The 24,281-nt window shown below is 53.4% G+C and carries 17 protein-coding genes; 13 read left to right on the plus strand and 4 right to left on the minus strand.

The window, feature by feature from the left end; genetic code table 11:
- Nucleotides 1–42: 42 nt before the first annotated feature.
- The 3 genes from V6E55_RS08400 to mutH all read right to left on the minus strand — a co-directional run bounded on the left by V6E55_RS08400 (nt 43) and on the right by mutH (nt 2,255).
- Nucleotides 43–1,083 (minus strand): NADP(H)-dependent aldo-keto reductase, encoded by a 1,041-nt coding sequence (locus V6E55_RS08400; protein WP_114978578.1) that lies wholly within the window; start codon nt 1,081–1,083, stop codon nt 43–45.
- Between the two features lie 132 nt (nt 1,084–1,215).
- The gene (locus V6E55_RS08405; RefSeq protein WP_114978579.1) at nt 1,216–1,434 is read right to left on the minus strand and encodes a YgdI/YgdR family lipoprotein; all 219 of its coding nucleotides are present in this window, start codon (nt 1,432–1,434) and stop codon (nt 1,216–1,218) included.
- Between the two features lie 128 nt (nt 1,435–1,562).
- Nucleotides 1,563–2,255 (minus strand): DNA mismatch repair endonuclease MutH, encoded by a 693-nt coding sequence (gene mutH / locus V6E55_RS08410; RefSeq protein WP_114978580.1) that lies wholly within the window; start codon nt 2,253–2,255, stop codon nt 1,563–1,565.
- A gap of 683 nt (nt 2,256–2,938) precedes the next feature.
- Between mutH and rppH the strand changes: the two genes are divergently transcribed.
- From rppH to recD, 12 genes are all read left to right on the plus strand, one after another.
- Nucleotides 2,939–3,469 carry an RNA pyrophosphohydrolase gene (rppH, locus tag V6E55_RS08415; RefSeq protein ID WP_013098553.1) on the plus strand — a complete coding sequence of 177 codons (531 nt, stop codon included), beginning with the start codon at nt 2,939–2,941 and terminating at the stop codon, nt 3,467–3,469.
- A 12-nt stretch (nt 3,470–3,481) separates the two neighbouring features.
- On the plus strand, nt 3,482–5,728 hold the full coding sequence (gene ptsP, locus V6E55_RS08420; protein ID WP_114978581.1) for a phosphoenolpyruvate--protein phosphotransferase: 2,247 nt from the start codon (nt 3,482–3,484) through the stop codon (nt 5,726–5,728).
- A gap of 193 nt (nt 5,729–5,921) precedes the next feature.
- Complete coding sequence (gene lgt, locus V6E55_RS08425) at nt 5,922–6,797, plus strand: prolipoprotein diacylglyceryl transferase (RefSeq protein WP_129995056.1); 876 nt, start codon at nt 5,922–5,924, stop codon at nt 6,795–6,797.
- 6 nt (nt 6,798–6,803) lie between these two features.
- Nucleotides 6,804–7,598: a thymidylate synthase gene (gene thyA / locus V6E55_RS08430; RefSeq protein WP_014885081.1), complete on the plus strand. Its 795-nt coding sequence runs from the start codon at nt 6,804–6,806 to the stop codon at nt 7,596–7,598.
- A 184-nt stretch (nt 7,599–7,782) separates the two neighbouring features.
- A complete protein-coding gene (locus V6E55_RS08435; RefSeq protein ID WP_316942586.1) occupies nt 7,783–8,247 on the plus strand; it encodes a prepilin peptidase-dependent protein in 465 nt (154 codons plus the stop codon).
- Complete coding sequence (locus tag V6E55_RS08440) at nt 8,238–8,798, plus strand: prepilin peptidase-dependent protein (protein WP_316942576.1); 561 nt, start codon at nt 8,238–8,240, stop codon at nt 8,796–8,798. The genes V6E55_RS08435 and V6E55_RS08440 overlap by 10 nt, the downstream gene beginning before the upstream one ends.
- Nucleotides 8,795–9,196 carry a DUF2509 family protein gene (locus V6E55_RS08445; protein ID WP_316942577.1) on the plus strand — a complete coding sequence of 134 codons (402 nt, stop codon included), beginning with the start codon at nt 8,795–8,797 and terminating at the stop codon, nt 9,194–9,196. The genes V6E55_RS08440 and V6E55_RS08445 overlap by 4 nt, the downstream gene beginning before the upstream one ends.
- Nucleotides 9,181–9,504 (plus strand): prepilin-type N-terminal cleavage/methylation domain-containing protein, encoded by a 324-nt coding sequence (locus V6E55_RS08450; RefSeq protein WP_316942578.1) that lies wholly within the window; start codon nt 9,181–9,183, stop codon nt 9,502–9,504. The genes V6E55_RS08445 and V6E55_RS08450 overlap by 16 nt, the downstream gene beginning before the upstream one ends.
- A 12-nt stretch (nt 9,505–9,516) precedes the next feature.
- Nucleotides 9,517–12,891, plus strand: coding sequence for an exodeoxyribonuclease V subunit gamma (gene recC, locus V6E55_RS08455; RefSeq protein WP_316942579.1), 3,375 nt, complete (start codon nt 9,517–9,519; stop codon nt 12,889–12,891).
- Between the two features lie 139 nt (nt 12,892–13,030).
- Nucleotides 13,031–15,913, plus strand: a complete 2,883-nt coding sequence (gene ptrA / locus V6E55_RS08460) for a pitrilysin (RefSeq protein ID WP_316942580.1) — start codon at nt 13,031–13,033, stop codon at nt 15,911–15,913.
- Entirely contained in the window at nt 15,910–19,452 is a 3,543-nt protein-coding gene (gene recB / locus V6E55_RS08465) for an exodeoxyribonuclease V subunit beta (RefSeq protein WP_316942581.1), read from the plus strand. Before ptrA ends, recB begins: the two co-directional genes overlap by 4 nt.
- Nucleotides 19,449–21,269: an exodeoxyribonuclease V subunit alpha gene (gene recD / locus V6E55_RS08470; protein ID WP_129995065.1), complete on the plus strand. Its 1,821-nt coding sequence runs from the start codon at nt 19,449–19,451 to the stop codon at nt 21,267–21,269. Before recB ends, recD begins: the two co-directional genes overlap by 4 nt.
- A 34-nt stretch (nt 21,270–21,303) precedes the next feature.
- Here the strand turns inward: recD and argA are convergent, their stop codons facing one another.
- Complete coding sequence (argA, locus tag V6E55_RS08475; protein ID WP_028016905.1) at nt 21,304–22,635, minus strand: amino-acid N-acetyltransferase; 1,332 nt, start codon at nt 22,633–22,635, stop codon at nt 21,304–21,306.
- A 227-nt stretch (nt 22,636–22,862) separates the two neighbouring features.
- Here argA and amiC point away from each other — a divergent pair, with 227 nt between their 5' ends.
- Entirely contained in the window at nt 22,863–24,116 is a 1,254-nt protein-coding gene (gene amiC, locus V6E55_RS08480) for an N-acetylmuramoyl-L-alanine amidase AmiC (protein ID WP_236920721.1), read from the plus strand.
- Nucleotides 24,117–24,281: the final 165 nt, after the last annotated feature.

Raw genomic sequence — 24,281 nt, forward strand, 5'->3', positions numbered from 1 at the left:
TTGCCGGGTCAGGCGAAGCCGCCACCCGGCAAAAGCGTCCAGCTATGGTGCCGGGTATGTATATACCTGATGCACCGCTTCAATCTCCGCTAAAACCTCTTCACTCAGGTTCAGATTGAAACTCTCTATGTTAGTTTTCAACTGTTCCATAGTGGTCGCGCCAAGCAGGGTGCTGGCAACAAACGGCTGACGACGTACGAAGGCCAGCGCCATCTGCGCAGGATCGAGACCGTGACGTTTTGCGATATCCACATAGGCTGCAACGGCTTTCTGCGTCTGCTCACCGCTGTAGCGGGTAAAGCGGCTAAAGAGGGTATTACGCGCGCCAGCCGGTTTCGCACCGTTCAGGTATTTCCCCGTCAGCGTGCCAAAGCCGAGACAAGAATAGGCGAGCAGTTCCACTTCTTCATACTGCGTCACTTCGGCCAGTCCCACTTCGTAGCTGCGGTTAAGCAGGCTATAAGGGTTCTGAATGGTGACGATACGCGGCAGATCGTGTTTATCCGCCAGGTGCAGGTAACGCATCACACCAAAGGCCGTTTCGTTAGATACACCGATGTAGCGGATTTTACCCGCTCGCTGGCACTCGGTTAGTGCTTCCAGCGTTTCCAGTAGCGTAACGGCAGGGGCGCTCTCATTCCAGCTGTAGCCAAGTTTACCAAAGCAGTTTGTTGGACGCTGAGGCCAGTGAACCTGGTACAGGTCGAGATAATCTGTTTGCAGGCGCTTCAGGCTGGCATCCAGCGCCGCACGGATATTCTTGCGATCGAGGATCTGGTTTGGACGGATCCCGGCATCGTTATTTCGCGCGGGGCCGCTGACTTTCGACGCAATGACCAGCTTTTCACGGTTGCCACGTTTTGTCAGCCAGTTACCGACGTAGGTTTCAGTAAGCCCCTGTGTTTCCGGACGGGGTGGTACAGGGTACATCTCTGCGACATCAATCAGGTTAATGCCCTGGCTGACGGCATAATCGAGTTGTGCATGGGCATCGGCTTCGCTGTTTTGTTCACCAAATGTCATCGTGCCCAACCCCAGTTGGCTTATCTCCAGAGAGCTGTGGGGGATACGGTGATAATGCATAGCCGGCTTCCTTCAATAGACATGTAGACCGCGTCAGGAACTTCCCGACAAAGGAATATAAACATGGCAGAGGGGAAGCAAAAGGGGAAGAGAAAAATCAAAAAGGCCAGCAAGTGACTGACCTCTCTCTGTTTATCGCTCGATAATTTGTGAGACTTCGTCGCGATTAATCTGCATTTTATTACCTTCCTGGTCACGGTAGCTGACCAGACCGGTATCATCATCGACTTCGGGTTTGCCGTCGGTCAGGATCATCCGACCATCTTTTGTCGCCATGACATAATCACTACTACAGCCCGATACTGCAAACGCTAAGCCGACTGCTGAAATTAACACTGCCCATTTTTTCATCGTTATCGTCCTCACCTGGCTGGTATCAAATCATAGTGTAGTATTAACCCGATATACCGACAGGAGGAAGCGGTAAAATCTTAAAAACCAGATGATTATGTTTGGGATCTCTCAAAATGAGTAAAAAACTATGTTTTCAGTAAAAAATGGCGTGCAAGCAGCGCACCGGTGAAATTCTTTTTGAGATAAAAGCCGCGCGGTAACGTTAGTATTGGCTCGCCCTGCGCACCGATCGCCTCGGTAAGCGCTTTACTGTTGGCTGCCTTCGGACGCAGCTGTAACACTTCCCCGTGTCGGGCTGTGATGCGCTCTACCTGTCCAAGAACGATCATATCCATCAGTTCCTCCCAGTCCAGACGCAATTGATGCTCCTCCTCTTCATTCGGGCTCCAGAGCACCGGAGCACCAACGCGACGCTCGGCCAGGGGAATGTGGCGTTCACCTTCAACCGGTACCCAAAGCACGCGTTTCAGCTTATGACGAACGTGGCTGGTTTCCCATGTCACACCGGTATTGCCGGTTAATGGCGCAACGCAGACAAAGGTGGTCTCAAGTGGTTTCCCATGGCTGTCTATGGGAATGGTTTTTAACTCTACGCCAAGAGCCGCAAAATCTTGCTCTGGTTTACTCCCCGCACTGGCACCCAGCCACAGTTCAAGCAGCATGCCTGTCCAGCCTTTATCCCGTTTCAGATCCTTCGGGATCGGAATCCCGGCCATTGCCGCCAGCTCGCCCAGCGAAAAGCCAGCCAGGCGTTGAGCCTGCTGGAGCAACTGGCCTTCGCTGGAAGGTGGTGAAAGCAAGGGTGTAAGCGGATGCATGAAGATAACCTTTTGATTAAAAAATAAACGAAGAAATTGTCCCCTGTGGATAGAGTTTAACTTTTTCTGTACGAATATTCCATGTGCATGATTTATAGGTTTTTTTATTAGTTTGAAATCGTTTCACCTGAGAAGAAAAACCGGTTGTTCAAATCTGGTCACTGACAATGAACAGGATCTTACACCATGTTATCCACAGAAAAATGGGATAACTGGGCATAACCCTGACTACTGTTTCAATTTACAGCCTTGACGTGCGATGAAAATCGAATTTTCAGACAATTTGTGCCTAACTTATTGGCACAATCTGTGGATAAAACCGACGCTGTTCGATCTTTCATCAGCGCGACGATCCCTGATGTGATGATCGTCACGCTATTCTGTATTTTGTTTGCAATAACACACTTAACTACATGAAAGTAATATCATTATATAATATTGATGAAAGCGGGGCGAAGACGGGGATTGAGGTTGTTCATCGGTAATCAGACACTTTTTCACAACTATATCCACAGAAAAGGTGAATAAAAATCCCTTTGATGGCTCTTATCTGTTTATAACTCAGCACTTATTTGTGAGTTATTCAAATGTTATTAGGTTGCAGGCCTGTAAGAGAGTGGTTTACCGCCTCCCTGTAGTGTGAAACAATCATTCATATATAAGGTTTAGTTTGGGGTAGTCCGGTGATTGATGACGATGGCTACCGCCCGAACGTAGGAATAGTAATTTGTAATCGTCAGGGCCAGGTAATGTGGGCCCGGCGATATGGTCAGCACTCCTGGCAGTTCCCGCAAGGCGGGATCAACCCAGGAGAGTCCCCAGAACAAGCGATGTACCGGGAGCTTTTTGAAGAGGTCGGTTTAAGCCGAAAAGATGTTCGCATCCTGGCTTCGACCCGCAACTGGTTGCGTTACAAGTTACCGAAACGTTTGGTGCGTTGGGACACAAAGCCGGTTTGTATCGGCCAGAAACAGAAGTGGTTTCTGTTGCAGTTGGTGGGCAACGATTCAGACATCAATATGCAAACCAGCAGTACGCCGGAGTTTGATGGTTGGCGCTGGGTAAGCTATTGGTATCCTGTTCGTCAGGTCGTGTCATTTAAACGCGATGTTTACCGTAGGGTGATGAAAGAGTTCGCAAGTGTGGTAATGCAGCTTCAGGAGATCCCCCCTAAGCCGCAGAGCGCACCTGCCTGGCGACGTAAAAGAGGTTAAGCTACGCAAATCATGCTCACCCGCTTGCGAGAAATAGTCGAGAAGGTGGCCAGTGCTCCGCGTCTCAATGAGGCGCTGAACATTCTGGTCACTGACATCTGTCTTGCGATGGAGACCGAGGTCTGTTCGGTGTATCTGGCCGACCACGATCGGCGCTGCTATTACCTGATGGCAACCCGTGGTTTGAAAAAACCACGCGGACGCACCGTAACGCTCGCATTTGATGAAGGTATCGTGGGTCTGGTTGGGCGGCTGGCTGAACCTATCAACCTTGCCGATGCGCAAAAACACCCCAGTTTTAAATACATCCCTTCCGTAAAAGAAGAGCGCTTCCGCGCGTTTCTTGGCGTGCCGATTATCCAGCGTCGCCAGTTGCTTGGTGTGCTGGTTGTTCAGCAGCGTGAGCTGCGTCAGTACGATGAAAGCGAAGAGTCTTTCCTCGTTACCCTGGCCACGCAGATGGCGGCGATCCTCTCCCAGTCGCAGCTTGCCGCACTTTTCGGTCAGTATCGCCACACGCGCATTCGCGCCCTTCCGGCATCGCCAGGTGTGGCGATTGCAGAAGGCTGGATGGACGCCACGCTACCGTTAATGGAGCAGGTTTACGAAGCCTCAACGCTTGATGAAGCGCTTGAGCGCGAGCGTCTTACTGCTGCGCTGGAAGAGGCGGCGAATGAATTTCGTCGTTACAGCAAACGCTTTGCCGCAGGTGCGCAAAAAGAGACGGCGGCCATTTTTGATCTCTATTCGCACCTGCTCTCCGATGCACGTCTGCGTCGTGAGCTTTTTGCGGAAGTGGATAAAGGCTCGGTCGCGGAGTGGGCAGTTAAAAAGGTTATCGAAAAATTTGCCGAGCAATTTGCGGCACTGACTGATGGTTACCTGAAAGAGCGAGCGGGAGATCTCCGGACCCTGGGACAACGACTGCTGTTCCATCTGGATGACACCATTCAGGGGCCGAATGCCTGGCCAAAACGGTTTGTGCTGGTCGCAGATGAACTCTCCGCGACGACGCTGGCTGAACTGCCTCAGGACAGGCTGGCTGGTGTCGTGGTGCGCGATGGTGCTGCCAACTCACACGCTGCCATTATGGTGCGTGCATTGGGTATTCCTACCGTGATGGGGGCGGATATCCAGCCGTCGGTACTGCACCGCCGTACGCTGGTGGTTGACGGCTATCGCGGTGAACTGTTGGTTGATCCTGAGCCGGTTCTGCTTCAGGAATACCAGCGTCTTATCAGCGAAGAGAATGAATTAAGCAAGCTGGCAGAAGATGACGTTAACCTGCCCGCACAGCTTAAGAGCGGTGAGCGGATCAAAGTCATGCTCAACGCCGGCTTAAGCCCTGAACACGAAGAGAAGCTTGGCAGTCGCATTGATGGTATCGGCTTATACCGCACCGAAATTCCGTTCATGCTGCAGAGCGGTTTCCCCTCCGAAGAGGAGCAGGTGGCGCAGTATCAGGGGATGCTGCAGATGTTTAACGACAAACCTGTCACCTTGCGAACCCTGGATGTGGGTGCGGATAAACAGCTGCCCTATATGCCGATCAGCGAAGAGAACCCGTGCCTGGGTTGGCGCGGGATCCGTATTACGCTCGACCAGCCCGAGATCTTCCTGATCCAGGTGCGTGCGATGCTGCGCGCGAATGCCGCGACGGGCAATCTCAGCATTTTACTGCCGATGGTCACCAGCATTGATGAGATCGACGAATCACGACGCTTGATCGAACGTGCCGGCCGTGAAGTCGAAGAGATGATTGGCTACGCGATCCCGAAACCGCGGATTGGGGTGATGCTCGAAGTGCCGTCTATGGTCTTCATGCTGCCGCAACTGGCCAACCGTGTTGATTTTATCTCCGTCGGCACGAACGACCTGACGCAATATATCCTGGCCGTCGACCGTAACAACACCCGCGTCGCCAGTATCTACGACAGCCTGCATCCGGCGATAATCCGCGCGTTAGCGATGATCGCTCGTGAAGCGGAACAGTACGGGATTGATTTACGCCTGTGCGGTGAAATGGCCGGGGATTCAATGTGCGTCGCGATCCTGATTGGTCTTGGATACCGCCATCTGTCGATGAACGGTCGCGCTGTCGCCCGCGTGAAATACCTGTTGCGGCATATCGAAATCGACGATGCCCGTGAGCTGGCTGAACGCAGCCTTGAAGCGCAACTGGCAACTGAAGTCCGTCATCAGGTTGCTGCGTTTATGGAACGACGCGGTATGGGTGGTCTGATCCGCGGTGGCCGCTAATCGTCTTTCGCTCTCTCTCACAGGGAGAGAGCGTCAGCACGCATAAAACCCTATACACATCTTTTACATCTCTGGCGCATCCTCTACGCCCGCCTTATGCTATGATTCGCAACTTTGGAGCCTCTGCTTACAGCAGAATCGCATTTCTACCGCTGTCCACTTTCAGCGGAATAACAACATCTTGTGGTGACAGATGAACAGTGGTTATCTGCATTTTCCGGAATTTGATCCGGTCATTTTCTCAGTAGGACCTGTTTCGCTTCACTGGTACGGTCTGATGTACCTGGTGGGCTTCATTTTTGCCATGTGGCTTGCTGGCCGTCGCGCCAGCCGTCCTGGCAGCGGCTGGACCAAAAACGAAGTCGAAAACCTGCTTTATGCGGGCTTCCTCGGCGTGTTCCTTGGCGGTCGTATTGGCTATGTGCTGTTCTATAACTTCCCGGTATTCCTGAACGATCCGCTCTATCTGTTCCGTGTGTGGGATGGTGGTATGTCCTTCCACGGTGGCCTGATTGGCGTGATTCTGGTGATGGTGATTTTTGCCAAACGCACCAAACGCAACTTCTTCCAGGTTTCAGATTTTATCGCACCACTGATCCCGTTTGGTCTGGGGGCTGGTCGTCTGGGCAACTTTATCAACGGTGAACTGTGGGGGCGCGTTGATCCAGGCGTGCCGTACACGATGCTTTTCCCGGGCTCCCGCGCAGAAGATATCGCGCTACTGCCATCACACCCGGAGTGGCAGTCCATTTTCGATACCTACGGCGTTCTGCCGCGCCATATGTCCCAGCTTTACGAACTGGCGCTTGAAGGCGTGGTGCTGTTTATTATCCTGAATCTGTTTATCCGCAAACCGCGCCCGATGGGGGCTGTCTCTGGTCTGTTCCTGATTGGCTACGGTGCGTTCCGTATCATCGTCGAGTTCTTCCGCCAGCCGGATGCACAGTTTACCGGCGAATGGGTGCAGTACATCAGCATGGGACAAATTCTCTCCATTCCGATGATAGTCGCGGGTGCCATTATGATGATTTGGGCGTATCGTCGTCGTTCACAGCAACAAATTTCCTGAGGAACCATGAAACAGTATCTTGAATTGATGAAAAAAGTGCTCGATGAGGGCACGCCGAAAAATGACCGTACCGGTACCGGCACGCTCTCCATTTTTGGCCACCAGATGCGCTTCAATCTGCAAGAAGGCTTTCCTCTGGTGACAACAAAGCGCTGCCACCTGCGCTCGATCATTCATGAACTGCTCTGGTTCCTGCAAGGCGATACCAACGTTGCGTATCTGCACGAAAACAACGTCTCAATCTGGGACGAATGGGCAGATGAAAACGGCAACCTGGGTCCGGTTTACGGTAAACAGTGGCGTGCATGGCCAACGCCTGATGGACGCCATATTGACCAGATCACCACCGTGATGAACCAGCTGAAAAACGATCCGGACTCGCGCCGTATTATCGTTTCAGCCTGGAACGTGGGTGAGCTGGATAAAATGGCACTGGCCCCATGCCACGCGTTCTTCCAGTTCTATGTGGCAGACGGCAAGCTCTCCTGCCAGCTTTACCAGCGTTCTTGCGACGTGTTCCTCGGCCTGCCGTTTAACATCGCCAGCTATGCGCTGCTGGTTCACATGATGGCGCAGCAGTGCGACCTGGAAGTGGGTGATTTCGTCTGGACCGGTGGGGATACCCATCTCTACAGTAACCATATGGAACAGACGCATCTCCAGCTGACTCGCGAACCGCGTGCGCTGCCGAAGCTGATTATCAAACGCAAACCGGCGTCGATCTTCGATTACCGCTTTGATGATTTTGAGATTGAGGGCTACGACCCGCACCCAGGCATCAAAGCGCCCGTCGCTATCTGATGTAGTAAAGCGTGACACAACCGGTGCTTTTTAGCGCCGGTTTTTTTTCGCCTTTATCCCGTTTCACGAAGCGTTATCCAGAAAGCGTGCAACACGCTGCAACTTGGTCAATTCTCTGGATAACGACTCGGAAAACAGTAATCCGTTGCTCGTCACCTTCACGGCACTTCGCCACACTCCCGATATGAAAAAAGAGCACGGTTTTACGCTTATCGAAACACTGGTAGCGATTTCGTTGATTGTCATCCTCAGTGCGTCAGGTTTGTACGGCTGGGACAGCTGGCAACGGCAGCAGCGGCTGTGGCAAACCGCCAGTCAGGTTCGCGATTACCTGGTGTTTCTGCGCAACAATGCCAACCGGCACAATCGTGACCACCAGATTACCCTTCAGCGGGTTGGAGGCAGAGACTGTCTGGTTAGCTCTGTTATGCAAGGCTGCGAGAAGGGAAGTCCCTTTGTACTGTTGCCACTCTGGCCTGAAGTCACGGTGAGTGAGCTAACACCGTCATTAGGGTTTTATGGATTAAAGGATACGGCATGGGCAGGGCGGATACGCGTACAAAGCCGAGCAGGAGAATGGCTGATTATTGTCTCAAGTGGAGGACGTATCAGGATGTGCAAGAGTTCAGGGGACGGTTCATGTCAATGAGACAGCGCGGTTTCTCACTTATTGAAGTGCTGATTACTATGGCGATCAGCAGCCTTTTGCTGGTCAGCGCATCGCGTTTTTTACCCGGGTTGCAGCGGGCTGTATTACTGCAATCCGGCCAGCGAGAGCTGGAAGAGGAGGTCTGGCAGCGCCTGTTTGCTCTCGGTAAGCACCTTCAGCGCGCAGGATATTGCGCCGGAAACTGTCAGGGACAGGGCCTGGTGATTGGCAGGGAAGGGAGTTGTGTCATTGTTCGGTGGGATGCCAACAGTAACGGCAGTTGGGATAACACCGCATCAGAAAATGACAGCACCGGTTTTCGTCTGGAAGCAGGTGCGCTGGAAACGCTGCGTGGGGCAACCTCGTGTGAAGGAAAGGGATGGGAAAAGCTCACCGAACCGGACAAGCTTGTGATCCTGCACTTTATGATGCGTAAAGTTGAGCATGCCGGTTTTGCACCAGAGTTGAATATCGAGCTGACCGCCAGTCGTAAAGGTCAGCAGGGGGAGCCATATCAGGCTTTATATGGGGTCACGGGGTATAATTTGTGAACCGTCAACGCGGAATGTCTTCGCTGGCGTTGGTTTTGCTTTTACTAGTGCTCGGTACCTTGATCCTCACGGGTCTCAACCAGCAACTGACAACGTTTAGTGCGCTCGTTGGCGATGAGAGCCGTTCACTCCAGCAGCAGGCGTCTGTGCAATCTGCACTTGAGTGGGGACGCGTTCAGGATTGGTCTTCAGAGCCTCAGATTCAGTGCAAAAAGGCCGCGTCATGGCGAGTTTGTTTGCGTCTATTGAGTGAGACACATGTTTTGCTCATTGCTGGAGTCAACGACCTGCTGCTCTGGCGCACAGGAGAGATAATCGACAGTAAGATTCGCTTTTCGCCTCACGGCTGGAGTGATTTTTGTCCACTCAAGGGGAGCGCGTTATGCCTGTTGCCATGAACAGAGAAAAAGGGTTTAGCATGGTTGAGGTCCTCCTGGCGATGATGCTGATGGTGATGATCGTGACCGCACTGTCAGGTTATCACCGGGCCCTGGCGACACGGTTCACCTTGTTTAACCAATATCGGCAGCTCTGGCACTATGCCTGGAACCAGTCTCAGCTCTCAACAAATGTTCTACCGGCAGGCTGGCAGGCCAGTCGGGGGCAGACAACGCTCGCCGGATGTGTCAGCATCACGGCTACACTTATTTCTCCTCTGGGGCGGCGCGGTGAGATAACGCGTCTGCATTGCCCGGTTAGCCAGTAGTCGGGAGCGTCTATGTTAAGGGTTTACCACTCAAATCGTCTGGATGTGCTGGAAGCACTGATGGAATATATCGTTGAGCGCGAGCGGCTTGACGATCCTTTTGAGCCTGAAATGGTGCTGGTGCAGAGCACCGGTATGGCACAGTGGCTGCAAATGTCGCTTTCCCGTAAATTTGGCATTGCCGCGAACATTGAGTTCCCACTCCCCGCGAGCTTTATCTGGGAGATGTTTGTCCGCGTCTTGCCGGACATCCCGGAGCAAAGTGCTTTCAACAAGCAAAGCATGAGCTGGAAGCTAATGGCGTTGCTGCCGGAAATGCTTCAGCGCGATGAGTTCGCGATGCTGAACCACTATCTCAATGACGATACCGATAAACGCAAGCTGTTCCAGCTCGCGTCGCGCACCGCCGATCTTTATGACCAGTATTTGGTATACCGTTCAGAGTGGCTGACTCGCTGGGAAGCGGGGGAACGGGTAGATGGATTACCGGAGGCGCAAATCTGGCAGGCACCACTGTGGAAAGCGCTGGTGGAGCACACGGAGAAACTTGGCCAGCCTAAGTGGCACCGTGCCAATCTGTACGAGCGGTTTATCTCCATACTTGAAAATACGTCGGAGCGACCAGCCCGACTACCATCACGCGTTTTTATCTGTGGGATATCCGCATTACCCCCTGTCTATCTCAAAGCGTTGAATGCTCTGGGTAAACATATTGATATTCATATTTTGTTTACCAACCCTTGTCGACAATATTGGGGGGATATCCTCGACGAACGTTGGCTTTCGCGGTTGGTTACCCGCCAGAGAAAACGACTTTTTGAAGAACGAACCATCCCGCTGTTTAAAGACAGCTCGACTGCCGGACAACTGTTCGATGAAGAAGGTATCCAGAACCTGCCGAATCCACTGCTCGCCTCATGGGGGAAGCTGGGGCGTGATTACATTCACATGCTTTCAGACATCACCTCGTCTGGTGAAGGCGATGTGGATGCCTTTGTTGAGATCTCCCCGGATAGCCTGCTGCATAATATTCAGTTAGATATTCTGGAGCTGGAAAACCGTGCCGTCATGGGTGTTACGGCGCAAGAGTTTGAACGCAGCGACAGGAAGCGGATGCTGGATCCTGACGATCGCAGTGTCACCATCCACGTATGCCATAGCCCGCAGCGCGAAGTTGAAATCCTCCATGACCAGCTGTTGAACATGCTGCAGGATGATCCTGAGCTGACACCTCGCGATATCGTGGTGATGGTGGCGGATATCGACAATTACAGTCCCTTCATTCAGGCCGTTTTTGGCAGTGCGACGGGTGAACGATACCTGCCTTACGCTATCTCGGACCGTCGTGCCCGTCAGTCTCATCCGGCTTTGCAGGCATTTATCACCCTGTTGTCACTGCCTGATAGTCGGTTTATCTCCGAAGATGTTCTGGCGTTGCTGGATGTTCCTGTTCTGGCTGCGCGTTTCAACATCAATGAAGAGGGGTTACGCTACCTTCGCCAGTGGGTTAACGAATCGGGTGTTCGCTGGGGGATCGATGACGATAACGTCCAGGCGTTCGGACTCCCCCCAACCGGGCAGCATACCTGGCGGTTTGGCCTGACACGTATGTTGTTGGGTTATGCCATGGAAAGCAGTCAGGGGGAGTGGAATGAGGTACTGCCTTACGATGAGACCAGCGGGTTAATTGCTGAACTGGTGGGGCATTTGGCTTCACTATTGATGCAGCTTAACCGCTGGCGAAGTGAGTTAATGCAACCGCGTACTCTGGAAGAATGGCTCCCGGTTTGTAGGGCATTGCTCAATGATTTCTTCCAGCCAGACAGTGACACTGAAGCCGCAATGGCGCTCATTGAAACGCAGTGGCAGGCTATCGTCGACGAGGGTGTGAACTCCCATTATCACGAAGAGATCCCCTTGTCACTGCTGAGGGATGAGTTGACGCAGCGACTTGACCAGGAGCGAATCAGTCAGCGTTTCCTGGCGGGCCCGGTGAATATCTGCACCCTGATGCCAATGCGTTCTATCCCGTTCAAAGTGGTGTGTCTGCTTGGCATGAATGACGGTATTTATCCACGTGCACTGGCACCACTGGGATTTGATCTGATGAGTGCTAATCCAAAGCGGGGAGACCGTAGTCGTCGTGATGACGATCGCTATCTCTTCCTTGAAGCGCTCATTTCCGCCCAGAGTAAGCTCTACATCAGTTACATCGGCCGTTCAATTCAGGACAACAGTGAGCGTTTCCCTTCAGTTCTGGTGCAGGAGCTGGTGGATTATATCGGACAGAGCCACTACCTGCCGGGGGATGAAGAACGTAACTGTGATGAAAGTGAACAGCGGGTGAAAGCGCATATCACCTGTTGTCACAGCCGCATGCCGTTTGACCCGATGAACTACGTGGTGAGTGAGCACCAGAGCTATGCTCACGAGTGGCTTCCTGCGGCGAAAAAAGAGGGAACTGCGCATACCGATTTCATTCAGGCGCTTGACCCTCGGCCCATTGACACACTGACATTTGAACAGCTTCAGCGGTTTTGGGCGCACCCGGTGCGGGCCTTTTTCCAGCAGCGATTACAGGTCAATTTCCGCTCTGAAGAGAATGAAATTCCCGATGCGGAGCCCTTTACGTTGGAAGGGCTGGAGCGCTATCAGTTAAACCTGCAACTGTTGAATGCGCTGGTTGAGCAGGAAGATGCTGACAAACTTTTTCGCCGTTACCGCGCAGCAGGGCAACTGCCTTATGGAGCGTTTGGTGAAATTGTCTGGGAGGCGCAGTGCCAGGAGATGACAGCGCTGGCGGAGCGCGTAAGGGAGTGCCGACAACCCGGAAAAAACATTGAAATTGATCTCAACTGTAACGGCGTTCAGTTGACGGGCTGGCTAACCCAGGTTCAGCCGGACGGGCTGCTACGCTGGCGACCTTCTATGCTTAGCGTTTCACAAGGGTTGCAACTCTGGCTGGAACATCTTGTCTACAGTGCGGTGGGCAATAAAGGTGAAAGCCGGATATTCGTTCGCAAAGAGGGCGAATGGCGCTTCCCGCCAATGGAGTCTGAACAGGCGTTACGTTATCTGTGTTTGTATATTGAGGGCTACCGTCAGGGCATGAACAAACCACTTTTGTTACTGCCTGAGAGTGGCGGTGCCTGGATAAAAGCCTGTTATGACGTACAGAATGATGCAATGTTAACGGATGAGGCGTCACTGCAGAAAGCGCGAAGTAAATTTATACAAGCCTATGAAGGAAACATGATGGTACGTGGCGAAGGTGAAGATGTCTGGTATCAGCGCTTATGGCGCACGCTTGAACCAGAGTACTTCGAGACGATCACGGAAGAGGCGCAGCGTTATCTGTTACCGTTGTTCAAATTTAATCAGTCCTGAGAGCTGTATAAAAATTGCACAGGAAAGGGTGTTCATTTATGATGCACCTGTTATCACGGACTGATGTACTCAAAGAAAGAGATGCTGGCGTGTCCAGCACGCAGTTTGTTAATGATGTAGCCGTGATAAAGAGGTCGTAATGCCAGGCAGCACCTTGTTTAAAGCGTTGGTTTTGTTTGTCGCCCTTTGGGCTCCCTTCACTCAAGCAGACTCCGGTTGGCAACCTGTTCAGGAAACTATCCGTAAGAGCGAAAAAGATACCCGTCAGTATCAGGCTATTCGCCTTGATAACGGCATGACCGTGCTGCTGGTTTCCGATCCGCAGGCGGTGAAATCCCTCTCGGCCCTTGTGGTGCCGATTGGGTCACTGGAAGATCCTGATGCCCATCCTGGGCTTGCGCACTATCTGGAACATATGACGCTGATGGGGTCTAAAAAATACCCGCAGCCAGATAGCCTGTCCGAATTTCTGAAAATGCACGGCGGTAGTCACAACGCCAGTACAGCACCGTACCGTACGGCTTTTTATCTCGAAGTCGAAAATGATGCCCTGGAAGGGGCGGTTGATCGTCTTGCTGATTCCATCGCTGCACCGCTGCTGGATAAAAAATATGCTGAACGTGAACGCAATGCCGTTAATGCTGAGTTAACCCTTGCCCGTACGCGAGACGGTATGCGCATGGCCCAGGTGAGCGCCGAAACCATTAACCCGGCGCATCCGGGTTCGCGTTTCTCCGGTGGTAACCTGGAAACATTAAGCGATAAGCCAAACAGCCCGGTGCTTGATGCGCTGCATGCGTTTCGCGACAAATATTACTCCGCGAACCTGATGAAAGCGGTTATCTACAGCAACAAACCGCTGCCAGAGCTGGCAAGCATGGCCGCTCAGACGTTTGGTCGTGTGCCGAATAAAAATATCGACGTACCTCAGATAACCGTTCCGGTGGTCACGGACGCACAAAAAGGGATTGTTATCCACTACGTGCCCGCCTTGCCACGCAAGGTGTTACGTGTTGAATTCCGCATTGATAACAACACGGCACAGTTTCGCAGTAAAACCGATGAACTGGTGACCTATCTGATTGGCAACCGTAGCCCGGGTACGCTTTCTGACTGGCTGCAAAAACAAGGGCTGGTGGAAGGTATTCGAGCCGACTCCGATCCCGTGGTGAACGGCAATAGCGGTGTGCTGGCGATATCTGCAACCCTGACTGACAAAGGGCAGGCAAACCGTGATGAAGTGGTGGCGGCGATCTTTAGCTACCTTTCTCTGCTGCGTGATAAAGGCGTCGATAAACGCTACTTTGATGAACTGGCTCACGTGCTGGATCTCGATTTCCGTTACCCGTCCATTACCCGCGACATGGACTATGTGGAGTGGCTGGCGGATACCATGATCCGCGTGCCGGTGGAACATACTCTTGATGCGGTCAATATCGCCGATCAATATGATGCGGACGCCGTAAAAGCCCGCCTTGCGATGATGACCCCGCAGAATGCCCGCATCTGGTACATCAGCCCGAACGAACCCCATGACAAAACGGCCTATTTTGTAGACGCTCCTTATCAGGTGGACAAAATCAGCGCCCAGACCTTCGCTGACTGGCAGAAAAGAGCCGGGGAGATTGCGTTGAAACTGCCGGAGCTGAACCCCTACATTCCGGATGATTTCTCGCTGATCAAAACCACAAAGGATTATCCGCACCCGGAACTTATTATTGATGAGCCGACGTTGCGCGTGGTGTATACCCCAAGCCGCTATTTTGCGAATGAGCCAAAAGCCGATGTCAGCGTCGTTCTGCGTAACCCAAAGGCGATGAATAGCGCCAAAAATCAGGTGATGTTCGCCCTGAATGACTATCTTGCTGGTATCGCGCTCGATCAGCTCAGCAATCAGGCGGCCGTGGGGGGGATCAGCTTCTCAACCAATGCCAATAACGGTTTGATGGTCAATGCAAATGGCTACACTCAGCGACTGCCTCAGCTGTTCCAGGCACTGCTTGAGGGCTATTTTAGTTATACGCCGACGGAAGAGCAGCTTGAGCAGGCCAAATCCTGGTATGCGCAGATGATGGACTCTGCGGAGAAGGGTAAAGCTTACGATCTGGCGCTTATGCCGGCGCAAATGTTGTCGCAAATTCCTTATTTCCAGCGTGAAGATCGCCGTGCGTTACTGCCTTCGATCTCATTGAAAGATGTGCTGGCTTACCGTGATGCGTTGAAAACCAACACGCGTCCTGAGTTCCTGATCGTCGGCAACATGAGTGAGGTGCAGGCCAAAACGCTGGCGGAGAATGTACGCACCCAACTCGGCTCGAAAGGTGACGAGTGGTGCCGCAACCAGGATGTGCTGGTTGAGAAAAAACAGAATGTGATTTTTGAAAAGGCGGGCACAAGTACGGATTCTGCGCTGGCAGCGGTGTTTGTACCAACGGGTTATGATGAATTCTCCAGTTCAGCGCGGAGTGCCGTTCTGGGACAGATTATTCAGCCGTGGTTCTATAACCAGCTACGTACAGAAGAGCAGCTTGGCTATGCGGTCTTTGCGTTCTCCATGAACGTTGGCCGTCAGTGGGGGCTGGGTTTCCTGCTGCAAAGTAGCGATAAACAACCGGCTTATCTCTGGCAGCGTTATCAGGCTTTCTTCCCAAAAGTGGAAGCAAAACTGCGCGCCATGAAACCGGACGAATTTGCCCAGATCCAGCAGGCCGTCATCGCTCAGGTGATGCAGCCACCGCAGACATTGGGTGAAGAAGCGTCACAGCTCAGCAAAGATTTTGATCGCGGTAATCTGAACTTTGATTCGCGTGATAAAGTAGTGGCCGAGATAAAACAGCTGACGCCTCAGAAGGTTGCCGACTTCTTCCATCAGGCGGTGATTAAGCCGCAGGGAATGACCATCCTGTCTCAGGTTTCCGGTAGCCAGAACGGGAAAACGGAGTACGTACACCCGAAAGGCTGGAAAGTCTGGAAGAGCGTCAGCGCGCTGCAGCAAACTATGCCCTGGAGTAAGAAAGAATGACCGATACCGCTGAGCCTCTTGATCCCTTACGTTTACCTCTACAGGGTGAACGATTGATTGAAGCTTCAGCGGGAACGGGAAAAACCTTCACCATTGCCGCGCTCTATCTGCGCCTGCTGTTAGGGCTTGGCGGCAACGCGGCTTTTCCACGTCCTTTAAGCGTGGAAGAGCTGCTGGTCGTCACCTTCACCGAGGCTGCCACCGCGGAGTTGCGCGGTCGTATTCGTACCAATATCCATGAGCTGCGTATCGCCTGTCTGCGTCAGAGCACGGATAATCCTCTCTACGCGAGCCTTCTGGAAGAGATTGCTGATAAGCAACAGGCCGCACAGTGGTTGCTCCTGGCTGAACGGCAGATGGATGAAGCGTCCGTCTTCACCATTCACGGTTTTTGCCAGCGCATGCTGAGCCTGAATGCGTTTGAATCCGGCATGCTGTTTGAGCAGCAACTCATCGAAGATGAATCCGTGCTTCGCTATCAGGCCTGTGCGGATTTCTGGCGTCGCCACTGTTACCCCTTACCGCGAGATATCGCCGAAGCGGTACATGCGTTATGGAAGGGCCCAGAGGAGCTTCTGCGTGCGATCGATCGCTATCTTCAGGGTGAAGCGCCGGTAATCAAATCTCCGCCGCCAGCAGATGAAACCCTCGCTTCTCGCCATGAAAAAATTACCGCCAAAATTGCGGCCATCAAACAAAAGTGGAATGCGTCGGTCGGCGAGATTGAGGCGATCATCGAAAATTCCGGGATCGACAGACGTAAATTTAACCGTGCAAATCAGGGGAAATGGATCGATAAGATCAGCGCCTGGGCACAGGAAGAGACGCGAGGGTATCAGCTCCCGGATGCGCTGGAAAAATTCTCTCAGTGTTTTCTGGTTGAACGAACCAAAGCCGATGGCATTGTGCCGGAGCATCCGCTGTTTGTGGCTATCGAAGCCCTGCTGGCCGAACCGTTAACGCTCAATGACCTGATGATCACCCGCGCAATGGCGGAGATCCGTGAAACCGTCTCGCGTGAAAAGCGTCGCCGCGGTGAACTTGGGTTTGACGATATGCTGAGCCGCCTGGATGCCGCGTTGTGCAGCGAAAATGGTGAAGCACTTGCCGCGGCTATTCGTAACCGTTTCCCGGTTGCGATGATTGACGAGTTCCAGGATACCGACCCTCAGCAGTACCGCATTTTTCGCCGTATCTGGCGACAACAGCCTGATACCGCGCTGTTGTTAATTGGCGATCCTAAACAGGCAATTTACGCTTTTCGTGGCGCGGATATTTTCACCTATATGAAAGCCCGCAGCGAAGTTGACGCGCATTACACTCTGGATACCAACTGGCGCTCATCTCCCGGAATGGTAGAGAGCGTCAACGCGCTTTTCAGCCGCATGGATACGGCATTTATGTTCCGGGAGATCCCTTTCCAGCCGGTAAAGTTTGCGGCAAAAAATGCCTCATTGCGCTTCGAACTCAACGGGACGACTCAGACCGCCATGAACTTTTGGCTGCTGGACGGAGAAGGCTATGGCGTCGCGGACTATCAAAATGCCATGGCCCAGTACTGTGCCGCACAAATTCGTGACTGGCTCAGTGCGGGTGCACGTGGCGAGGCGGTGCTCTGGAAGGGTGAAGAGTCAACCCCTGTAAAGGCATCGGATATTACGGTGCTGGTGCGTAGCCGTCAGGAGGCTGCGCTTATCCGCGATGCCCTGACATTGCTGAACATTCCGTCCGTCTACCTCTCAAACCGCGACAGTGTCTTCGAAACGCTGGAGGCGCAGGAGATGTTATGGCTGCTCCAGGCGGTACTCTCCCCGGAGCGGGAAAGCACGCTTCGTAGTGCGTTAGCCAGCGCGATGCTCGGGCTGAATGCGCGTGATATTGATGCGCTCAATAACGACGAAGACGCGTGGGATGCAGTAGTGGAAGAGTTTGTTCACTACCGGGATAAATGGCACAGACGCGGTGTAATGGCGATGGTGCGTGAGCTTATGGCGCAGCGTCATATTGCGGAGAATATACTCGCGACAGCGGGCGGTGAGCGCCGTCTGACCGACATTTTGCACATCAGTGAGCTACTGCAGGAAGCGGGCACGCAACTGGAGAGTGAACACGCTCTGGTGCGCTGGTTGACGCAACAGATTGCCGACCCGAACAGTAATTCGTCCAGTCAGCAGATGCGTCTTGAAAGTGATAAACATCTGGTGCAGATCGTCACCATTCACAAGTCAAAAGGTCTGGAGTATCCGCTGGTCTGGTTGCCGTTTATTGCCAATTACCGCGTACAGGATCAGGCCTTTTACCACGATCGCGAGTCATTTGAGGCGGTGCTCGATCTCAGTAAAGCCGAGTCCAGCGTTGAACTGGCAGAGGCCGAACGTCTGGCGGAAGATTTGCGCCTGCTCTATGTGGCGTTAACCCGTTCGGTCTGGCATTGCAGCATGGGCGTCGCCCCGCTGTTTCGTCGCCGCGGTGAGAAGACCGGGGAGAGCGATTTTCATCTGAGTGCGCTGGGGCGGCTTATTCAGTTCGGCGAACCCAAAGATGCAGCAGGCCTGCGCCAGTGCATCGAATCACTATGTGGGGATCATACTGCCCTGCACATTCCGTCGCAGCCCGATAATAGCCGCTGGCAAATGCTGGAGCTGCGCGAGTCTGAGCTCCATGCCCGCCAGGTTGTGCGCACAATTGCTGACGACTGGCGTGTGACGAGTTATTCCGGTTTACAGCAGCACGGGCAGAGCATTGCGCAGGATCTGATGCCAAAACTGGACGTCGACGCAGCAGGGACCGGTAGCGTGCCTGATGAGCCGGTGCTCACTCCGCATCAATTCCCGCGTGGTGCCTCACCAGGCACATTTTTACATAGCCTGTTTGAAGAACTGGATTTTACCCAGCCAGTCTCTGAGGAGTGGGTGCTAAAGATGTTGCAGAGTGGAGGTTATGACGCACAGTGGCAGCCGGTTCTCACCGACTGGATCAGCACGGTTCTGCACGCTCCACTCACGGCGCAAGGGATCTCGCTGAGCCAGTTGAGTGCCAAAGATAAACAGGTGGAGATGGAGTTTTATCTCCCAATTGCCAGCCCGCTCAGGGCCGATGCGCTTGATACGTTGATCCGCGATCATGACCCGTTATCTGCCGGTTGCCCAGCGCTGAACTTCCGCCAGGTGCAGGGCATGTTAAAAGGTTTTATTGACCTGGTTTTCCGCCACGAAGGGCGCTACTACCTGCTGGACTACAAATCGAACTGGTTGGGGGAAAACAGCGAAGCCTACACCCAACAGGCGATGGCATCAGCCATGCAAGCGCATCGCTACGATCTGCAGTATCAGCTCTATACCCTGGCGCTGCATCGTTACCTGCGGCATCGCATTGCCGATTACCATTACGAAGACCATTTTGGCGGCGTCATTTACCTCTTTCTGCGTGGAGTGGATGCTAACGACCCACACTCTGGCATCTTTAGTACGCGCCCGGCTGCAGAGCTGATTGAAAAAATGGATAACCTGTTTGCTGCAAGCACAGAGGAGGTGGCATGACGATGCAGGCGCTATTGCTGGAAGCGGTAGAACAACGATTACTGCGCCACCTTGATGTACAGTTTGCCATGATGGTGGCAGGCGATGAACCCGCTGTGATGCTCGCCGCCGCAATCCTGAGTAAAGACGCGGGAGAGGGGCATGTCTGCCTGCCGCTGTCGCGTCTGGTTGTTGATGAGAAAATGCCTCCGGCTTTACAGGCGTGTTTCGCGTTGCTGGGTGACGCAGCGGACTGGCAGGCGATATTACTCGGCTCGCCTGCCGTGAGCGGAACCGATACCGGGACGCCGATGATCCTGTGCGGCGAACGTTTGTACCTTAACCGGCTGTGGCGCAATGAACTGACAGTGGCACGCTTCTTCAGCGAGACGAATGTGCCTCTGCCTTGTGATGAAGCGCAACTCCGGCACGTGCTGGATACGCTGTTTACCTCTGATGAGGTGACAGACTGGCAAAAAGTCGCGGCAGCCGTGGCGTTGACGCGGAGGATCTCGGTTATCTCTGGCGGCCCGGGAACCGGGAAAACGACCACCGTGGCAAAACTACTTGCCGCGCTGATCCAGCTATCGGGCGAGCAAAAGTGCCGTATTCGTCTGGCGGCCCCCACTGGCAAAGCGGCGGCTCGTCTGACGGAATCGTTAGGTGGGGCATTGCAAAAGTTGCCACTCACCGTGGAGCAACGTGCGCTTTTCCCAAATGAAGCCAGCACGCTGCACCGATTACTCGGTGCTCAGCCAGGTAGCCAGCGTCTGCGATATCATGCGGGTAACCCGCTGCATCTGGACGTACTGGTGGTAGATGAAGCATCGATGATCGACCTGACAATGATGTCGCGGTTGATTGATGCTCTGCCGCCCCATGCGCGCGTCATTTTTCTGGGCGATCGTGACCAGCTTGCTTCTGTGGAAGCTGGGGCGGTGTTGGGGGATATTTGTACTTACGCCAGCTTTGGTTATACCGCCGCGCGTGCTCAGGAGCTGGCGCGTCTGACCGGCTGCGTACTTGAAGCCGATAACTCGCCGGTGGCGGGGGCGCTACGTGACAGCCTGTGTCTGCTGCAAAAAAGTTATCGTTTCGGCAGCGACTCCGGCATCGGCCAACTGGCTGCCGCGGTAAACCGTGGCGATCGGCACAGTACGCGTGCGGTGTTTGACGGTACGTTTGCCGACATCGAGAAAAAATCACTGCAAAGCGGAGAAGAGTATCAGGTGATGCTGGATGACGCCCTGGAGGGGTATCAGCATTTCCTGAAATGTATACAACAGCGCCACTCACCAGAGCAGGTCATTGCCGCCTTTGGTGAGTACCAGTTACTGTGCGCTCTGAGGGAAGGGCCGTTTGGCGTCACTGGGCTGAATGACAGGCTGGAGCAGCTTCTTGTTCAGAAGCACAAAATTAACCGCATGCCGCATTCGCGCTGGTTTGAAGGGCGACCTGTGATGATCTCGCGCAACGACAGTGCGCTGGGGTTGTTTAACGGGGATATCGGGATTGCGCTCGATCGCGGTCAGGGGTTACGCGTCTGGTTCCAGTTACCGGACGGTAGCGTGAAGTCTTTCCAGCCCAGCCGTTTGCCTGAGCATGAAACCGCGTGGGCGATGACGGTGCATAAATCCCAGGGTTCTGAGTTTAACCATGCTGCATTGATCCTGCCGACACAGCTTTCACCTGTTATTACCCGCGAGCTGATTTATACCGCGATTACTCGCGCGCGTCAGCGCTTGTCACTCTATACCGATGAACGCGTGCTGGTGCAGGCCATTGCCACCCGTACAGAGCGCCGGAGCGGACTGAGCGCGATATTTGAATCTCTTTAAGCGAAAGCCCTCACCAGACGGTGAGGGCAGCGTATCATCCCAGGTCAGCCATCAGCACTTTTGAGCGGCGCTGATAGTTGTACATCTCTTTCTTCGTTTCTGGCAGATAATCTATATCCACCGGCGTGAATCCACGCTCCTGGAACCAGTGAATGCTGCGTGTCGTCAGGACGAACAGCTTGCTCAGGCCCATCTGGCGGGCTTGCGCTGCCACGCGCTCAAGCAGCATTTCGCCGCGTGAGGAGCTGCGGTAATCAGGATGCACCGCCACGCAGGCCATTTCACCGATCTTCTCTTCCGGGAAGGGATAGAGTGCGGCACAGGCAATTGTCAGGTTATCGCGCTGAATAATGGTGAATTTGTCGATCTCCATTTCCAGCTGCTCGCGTGAACGGCGAACCAGAATACCCTGTTGCTCCAGCGGCCGGATCAGCTCCAGAATACCGCCGATATCATTGATGGTGGCACGGCGGATCTGCTCAGCACTCTCCATAACAATCTGCGTGCCGATACCATCCCGGGAGAACAGCTCCTGTAACAGTGCTCCGTCTTCCTGATAACTGATCAGGTGGCTACGGCGCACACCGCTGCGACAGGCTTTCACAGCGCCACGCAGAAAACGCACGGTACCAGAATGGTAGTCACCTTCAGCTTCCAGTGCTTCTACGCGGGCCTGGGCTTCATTAGGGAAGAGTTCGGGCACAATCACCCCTTCATCGTTTACGACACCCTGGGAAGAGCAAAACCCAATCATTTTTTCCGCCTTCAGCTTAATCGCCAGTTGAGTGGCAATCTCTTCTGAGGTGAGGTTAAAGCTTTCTCCGGTCACGGAAACGGCCACTGGCCCCATCAGTACAATGGCACCACTGTCCAGCTGGCGGTGAATCGCCTCTTCATCAATACGACGAATACGTCCGCTGTGGCAATAATCCACGCCATCGTCCACACCGAGAGGCTGGGCAATGATGAAGTTACCGCTCACCACGTTGATATGCGCACCCTGCAATGGCGTGTTGTTCAGGCTCATCGACAGGCGAGCCGTAATATCCAGCTGCAACAGACCCGCTGCTTGCTTCACCAGTTCCAGGGTTTTCGCATCCGTCACACGAGTATGTTTGTGGTAAATCGGCTCGTGGTGGTGTGCGGCCAGGTTGGCGTCGATCTGCGGACGTGCGCCATAGACCACCACCAGGCGGATCCCGAGGCTGTGTAGCAGGCCAATATCATTGACGATGCTGGAAAAATTTTCATGCTCAATGGCTTCGCCGCCAAGCATGATGACAAACGTTTTTCCCCGATGGGCGTTGATATAGGGAACAGAATGGCGGAATCCCTGGACCAGTTCGGTTCTACGCTCCTTCACCATGGCACAACCCTTAATGAATGTTTATTCGTAATTTATGTATTTTTATTCGATTGTGGATACATGTGCAAGCGCAAATTTTCCGCGACCCACAGAAATTAATAAGTAATCCGTGCGTTAACGTATGATTGTTTACCCTTTTATAGATGACAGTTTATGCGTCATTCGTTAAAGTTTTCGGTCAATTTGGACATTTTGTATATCAGTCAGTTTTCTTGCTCGGGAGAAGCATGTCGGGATCCAACTCAGCAATAAGCCGTCGCCGTTTGTTAAAAGGGGCCGGGGCAATGTGGTTGCTTAGCGTCAGTCAGGTAGGATTTGCCGCCACAAGTCAGGTGGTGGCGGTTCGCGTCTGGCCGTCGTCGACCTATACGCGTGTGACGGTTGAATCCAATCGCGTGTTGAAATATAAGCAATTTGCCTTAAGCAATCCTGAACGCGTGGTCGTGGATCTCGAAGGGGTGAATCTCAATTCCGTGCTGAAGGGGATGGCGGCGCAGATCCGCGGTGACGATCCGTTTATTAAATCGGCGCGCGTAGGGCAGTTTGATCCGCAAACCGTGCGCATGGTGTTTGAGTTGAAGCAGAACGTTAAGCCGCAGTTGTTTGCCCTTGCGCCTGTTGCGACCTTCAAAGAGCGCCTGGTAATGGATCTATACCCGGCGAATGCGACGGATATTCAGGATCCTCTGTTGGCGTTACTGGAAGATTATAACCAGGGCAATCTCGAGAAGCAGGTTCCACCGGCGCAAAGTGGCCCACAGCCGGGTAAAGCAGGGCGTGATCGTCCGATTGTGATCATGCTTGATCCGGGGCACGGCGGGGAAGACTCGGGTGCAGTCGGAAAATATCGCACCCGCGAAAAAGACGTGGTGCTGCAAATCGCCCGTCGTCTGAAGGCGTTGATCGATAAAGAAGGCAATATGCGCGCCTATATGACGCGTAATGAAGATGTCTTTATTCCGCTGAAAGTTCGCGTGGCAAAAGCGCAGAAGCAGCGCGCCGATTTGTTTGTGTCTATCCATGCGGATGCATTTACCAGCCGCCAGCCAAGCGGTTCTTCGGTGTTTGCGCTCTCAACCAAAGGGGCGACCAGTACTGCCGCGAGATATCTCGCGGATACTCAGAACGCCTCGGATCTTATCGGTGGTGTGGGCAAAAGCGGCGACCGTTATGTCGATCACACCATGTTCGATATGGTGCAGTCACTGACCATTAACGACAGCCTGAAGTTTGGTAAAGCCGTGCTGGGTAAGCTTGGTAATATCAACAAGCTGCATAAAAACAGTGTCGAGCAGGCCGGGTTTGCGGTTCTGAAGGCACCGGATATTCCGTCTATTCTGGTTGAGACGGCTTTTATCAGTAATGTTGAAGAAGAGCGCAAGCTCAAGACGGCAAAATTCCAGCAGGAAGTTGCGGAGTCGATTCTGGCGGGGATCCGGGCGTATTTCTCTGATGGGGCGACGCTGGCGAGACGCGGTTAAATCTTTCAGCCGGGTGAGATACCCGGCAAATTCACAAACGACAGATACAAAAAAACACCCTTAAGGGTGTTTATTGTTTTAAGAAGTGTTGGTTGCGGGGGCCGGATTTGAACCGACGACCTTCGGGTTATGAGCCCGACGAGCTACCAGGCTGCTCCACCCCGC

The organism is Enterobacter sp. 342 (assembly GCF_036663495.1).
Lineage (GTDB): Bacteria > Pseudomonadota > Gammaproteobacteria > Enterobacterales > Enterobacteriaceae > Enterobacter.

Coding starts and splice junctions, on each gene's coding strand:
- V6E55_RS08440 (WP_316942576.1), top strand. CDS start 8,238: ATGTCAATGAGACAGCGCGGTTTCTCACTTATTGAAGTGCTGATTACT.
- thyA (WP_014885081.1), top strand. CDS start 6,804: ATGAAACAGTATCTTGAATTGATGAAAAAAGTGCTCGATGAGGGCACG.
- mutH (WP_114978580.1), bottom strand. CDS start 2,255: ATGCATCCGCTTACACCCTTGCTTTCACCACCTTCCAGCGAAGGCCAG.
- ptsP (WP_114978581.1), top strand. CDS start 3,482: ATGCTCACCCGCTTGCGAGAAATAGTCGAGAAGGTGGCCAGTGCTCCG.
- V6E55_RS08435 (WP_316942586.1), top strand. CDS start 7,783: ATGAAAAAAGAGCACGGTTTTACGCTTATCGAAACACTGGTAGCGATT.
- V6E55_RS08400 (WP_114978578.1), bottom strand. CDS start 1,083: ATGCATTATCACCGTATCCCCCACAGCTCTCTGGAGATAAGCCAACTG.
- amiC (WP_236920721.1), top strand. CDS start 22,863: ATGTCGGGATCCAACTCAGCAATAAGCCGTCGCCGTTTGTTAAAAGGG.
- recD (WP_129995065.1), top strand. CDS start 19,449: ATGACGATGCAGGCGCTATTGCTGGAAGCGGTAGAACAACGATTACTG.
- argA (WP_028016905.1), bottom strand. CDS start 22,635: ATGGTGAAGGAGCGTAGAACCGAACTGGTCCAGGGATTCCGCCATTCT.
- ptrA (WP_316942580.1), top strand. CDS start 13,031: ATGCCAGGCAGCACCTTGTTTAAAGCGTTGGTTTTGTTTGTCGCCCTT.
- V6E55_RS08450 (WP_316942578.1), top strand. CDS start 9,181: ATGCCTGTTGCCATGAACAGAGAAAAAGGGTTTAGCATGGTTGAGGTC.
- recB (WP_316942581.1), top strand. CDS start 15,910: ATGACCGATACCGCTGAGCCTCTTGATCCCTTACGTTTACCTCTACAG.
- lgt (WP_129995056.1), top strand. CDS start 5,922: ATGAACAGTGGTTATCTGCATTTTCCGGAATTTGATCCGGTCATTTTC.
- recC (WP_316942579.1), top strand. CDS start 9,517: ATGTTAAGGGTTTACCACTCAAATCGTCTGGATGTGCTGGAAGCACTG.
- V6E55_RS08405 (WP_114978579.1), bottom strand. CDS start 1,434: ATGAAAAAATGGGCAGTGTTAATTTCAGCAGTCGGCTTAGCGTTTGCA.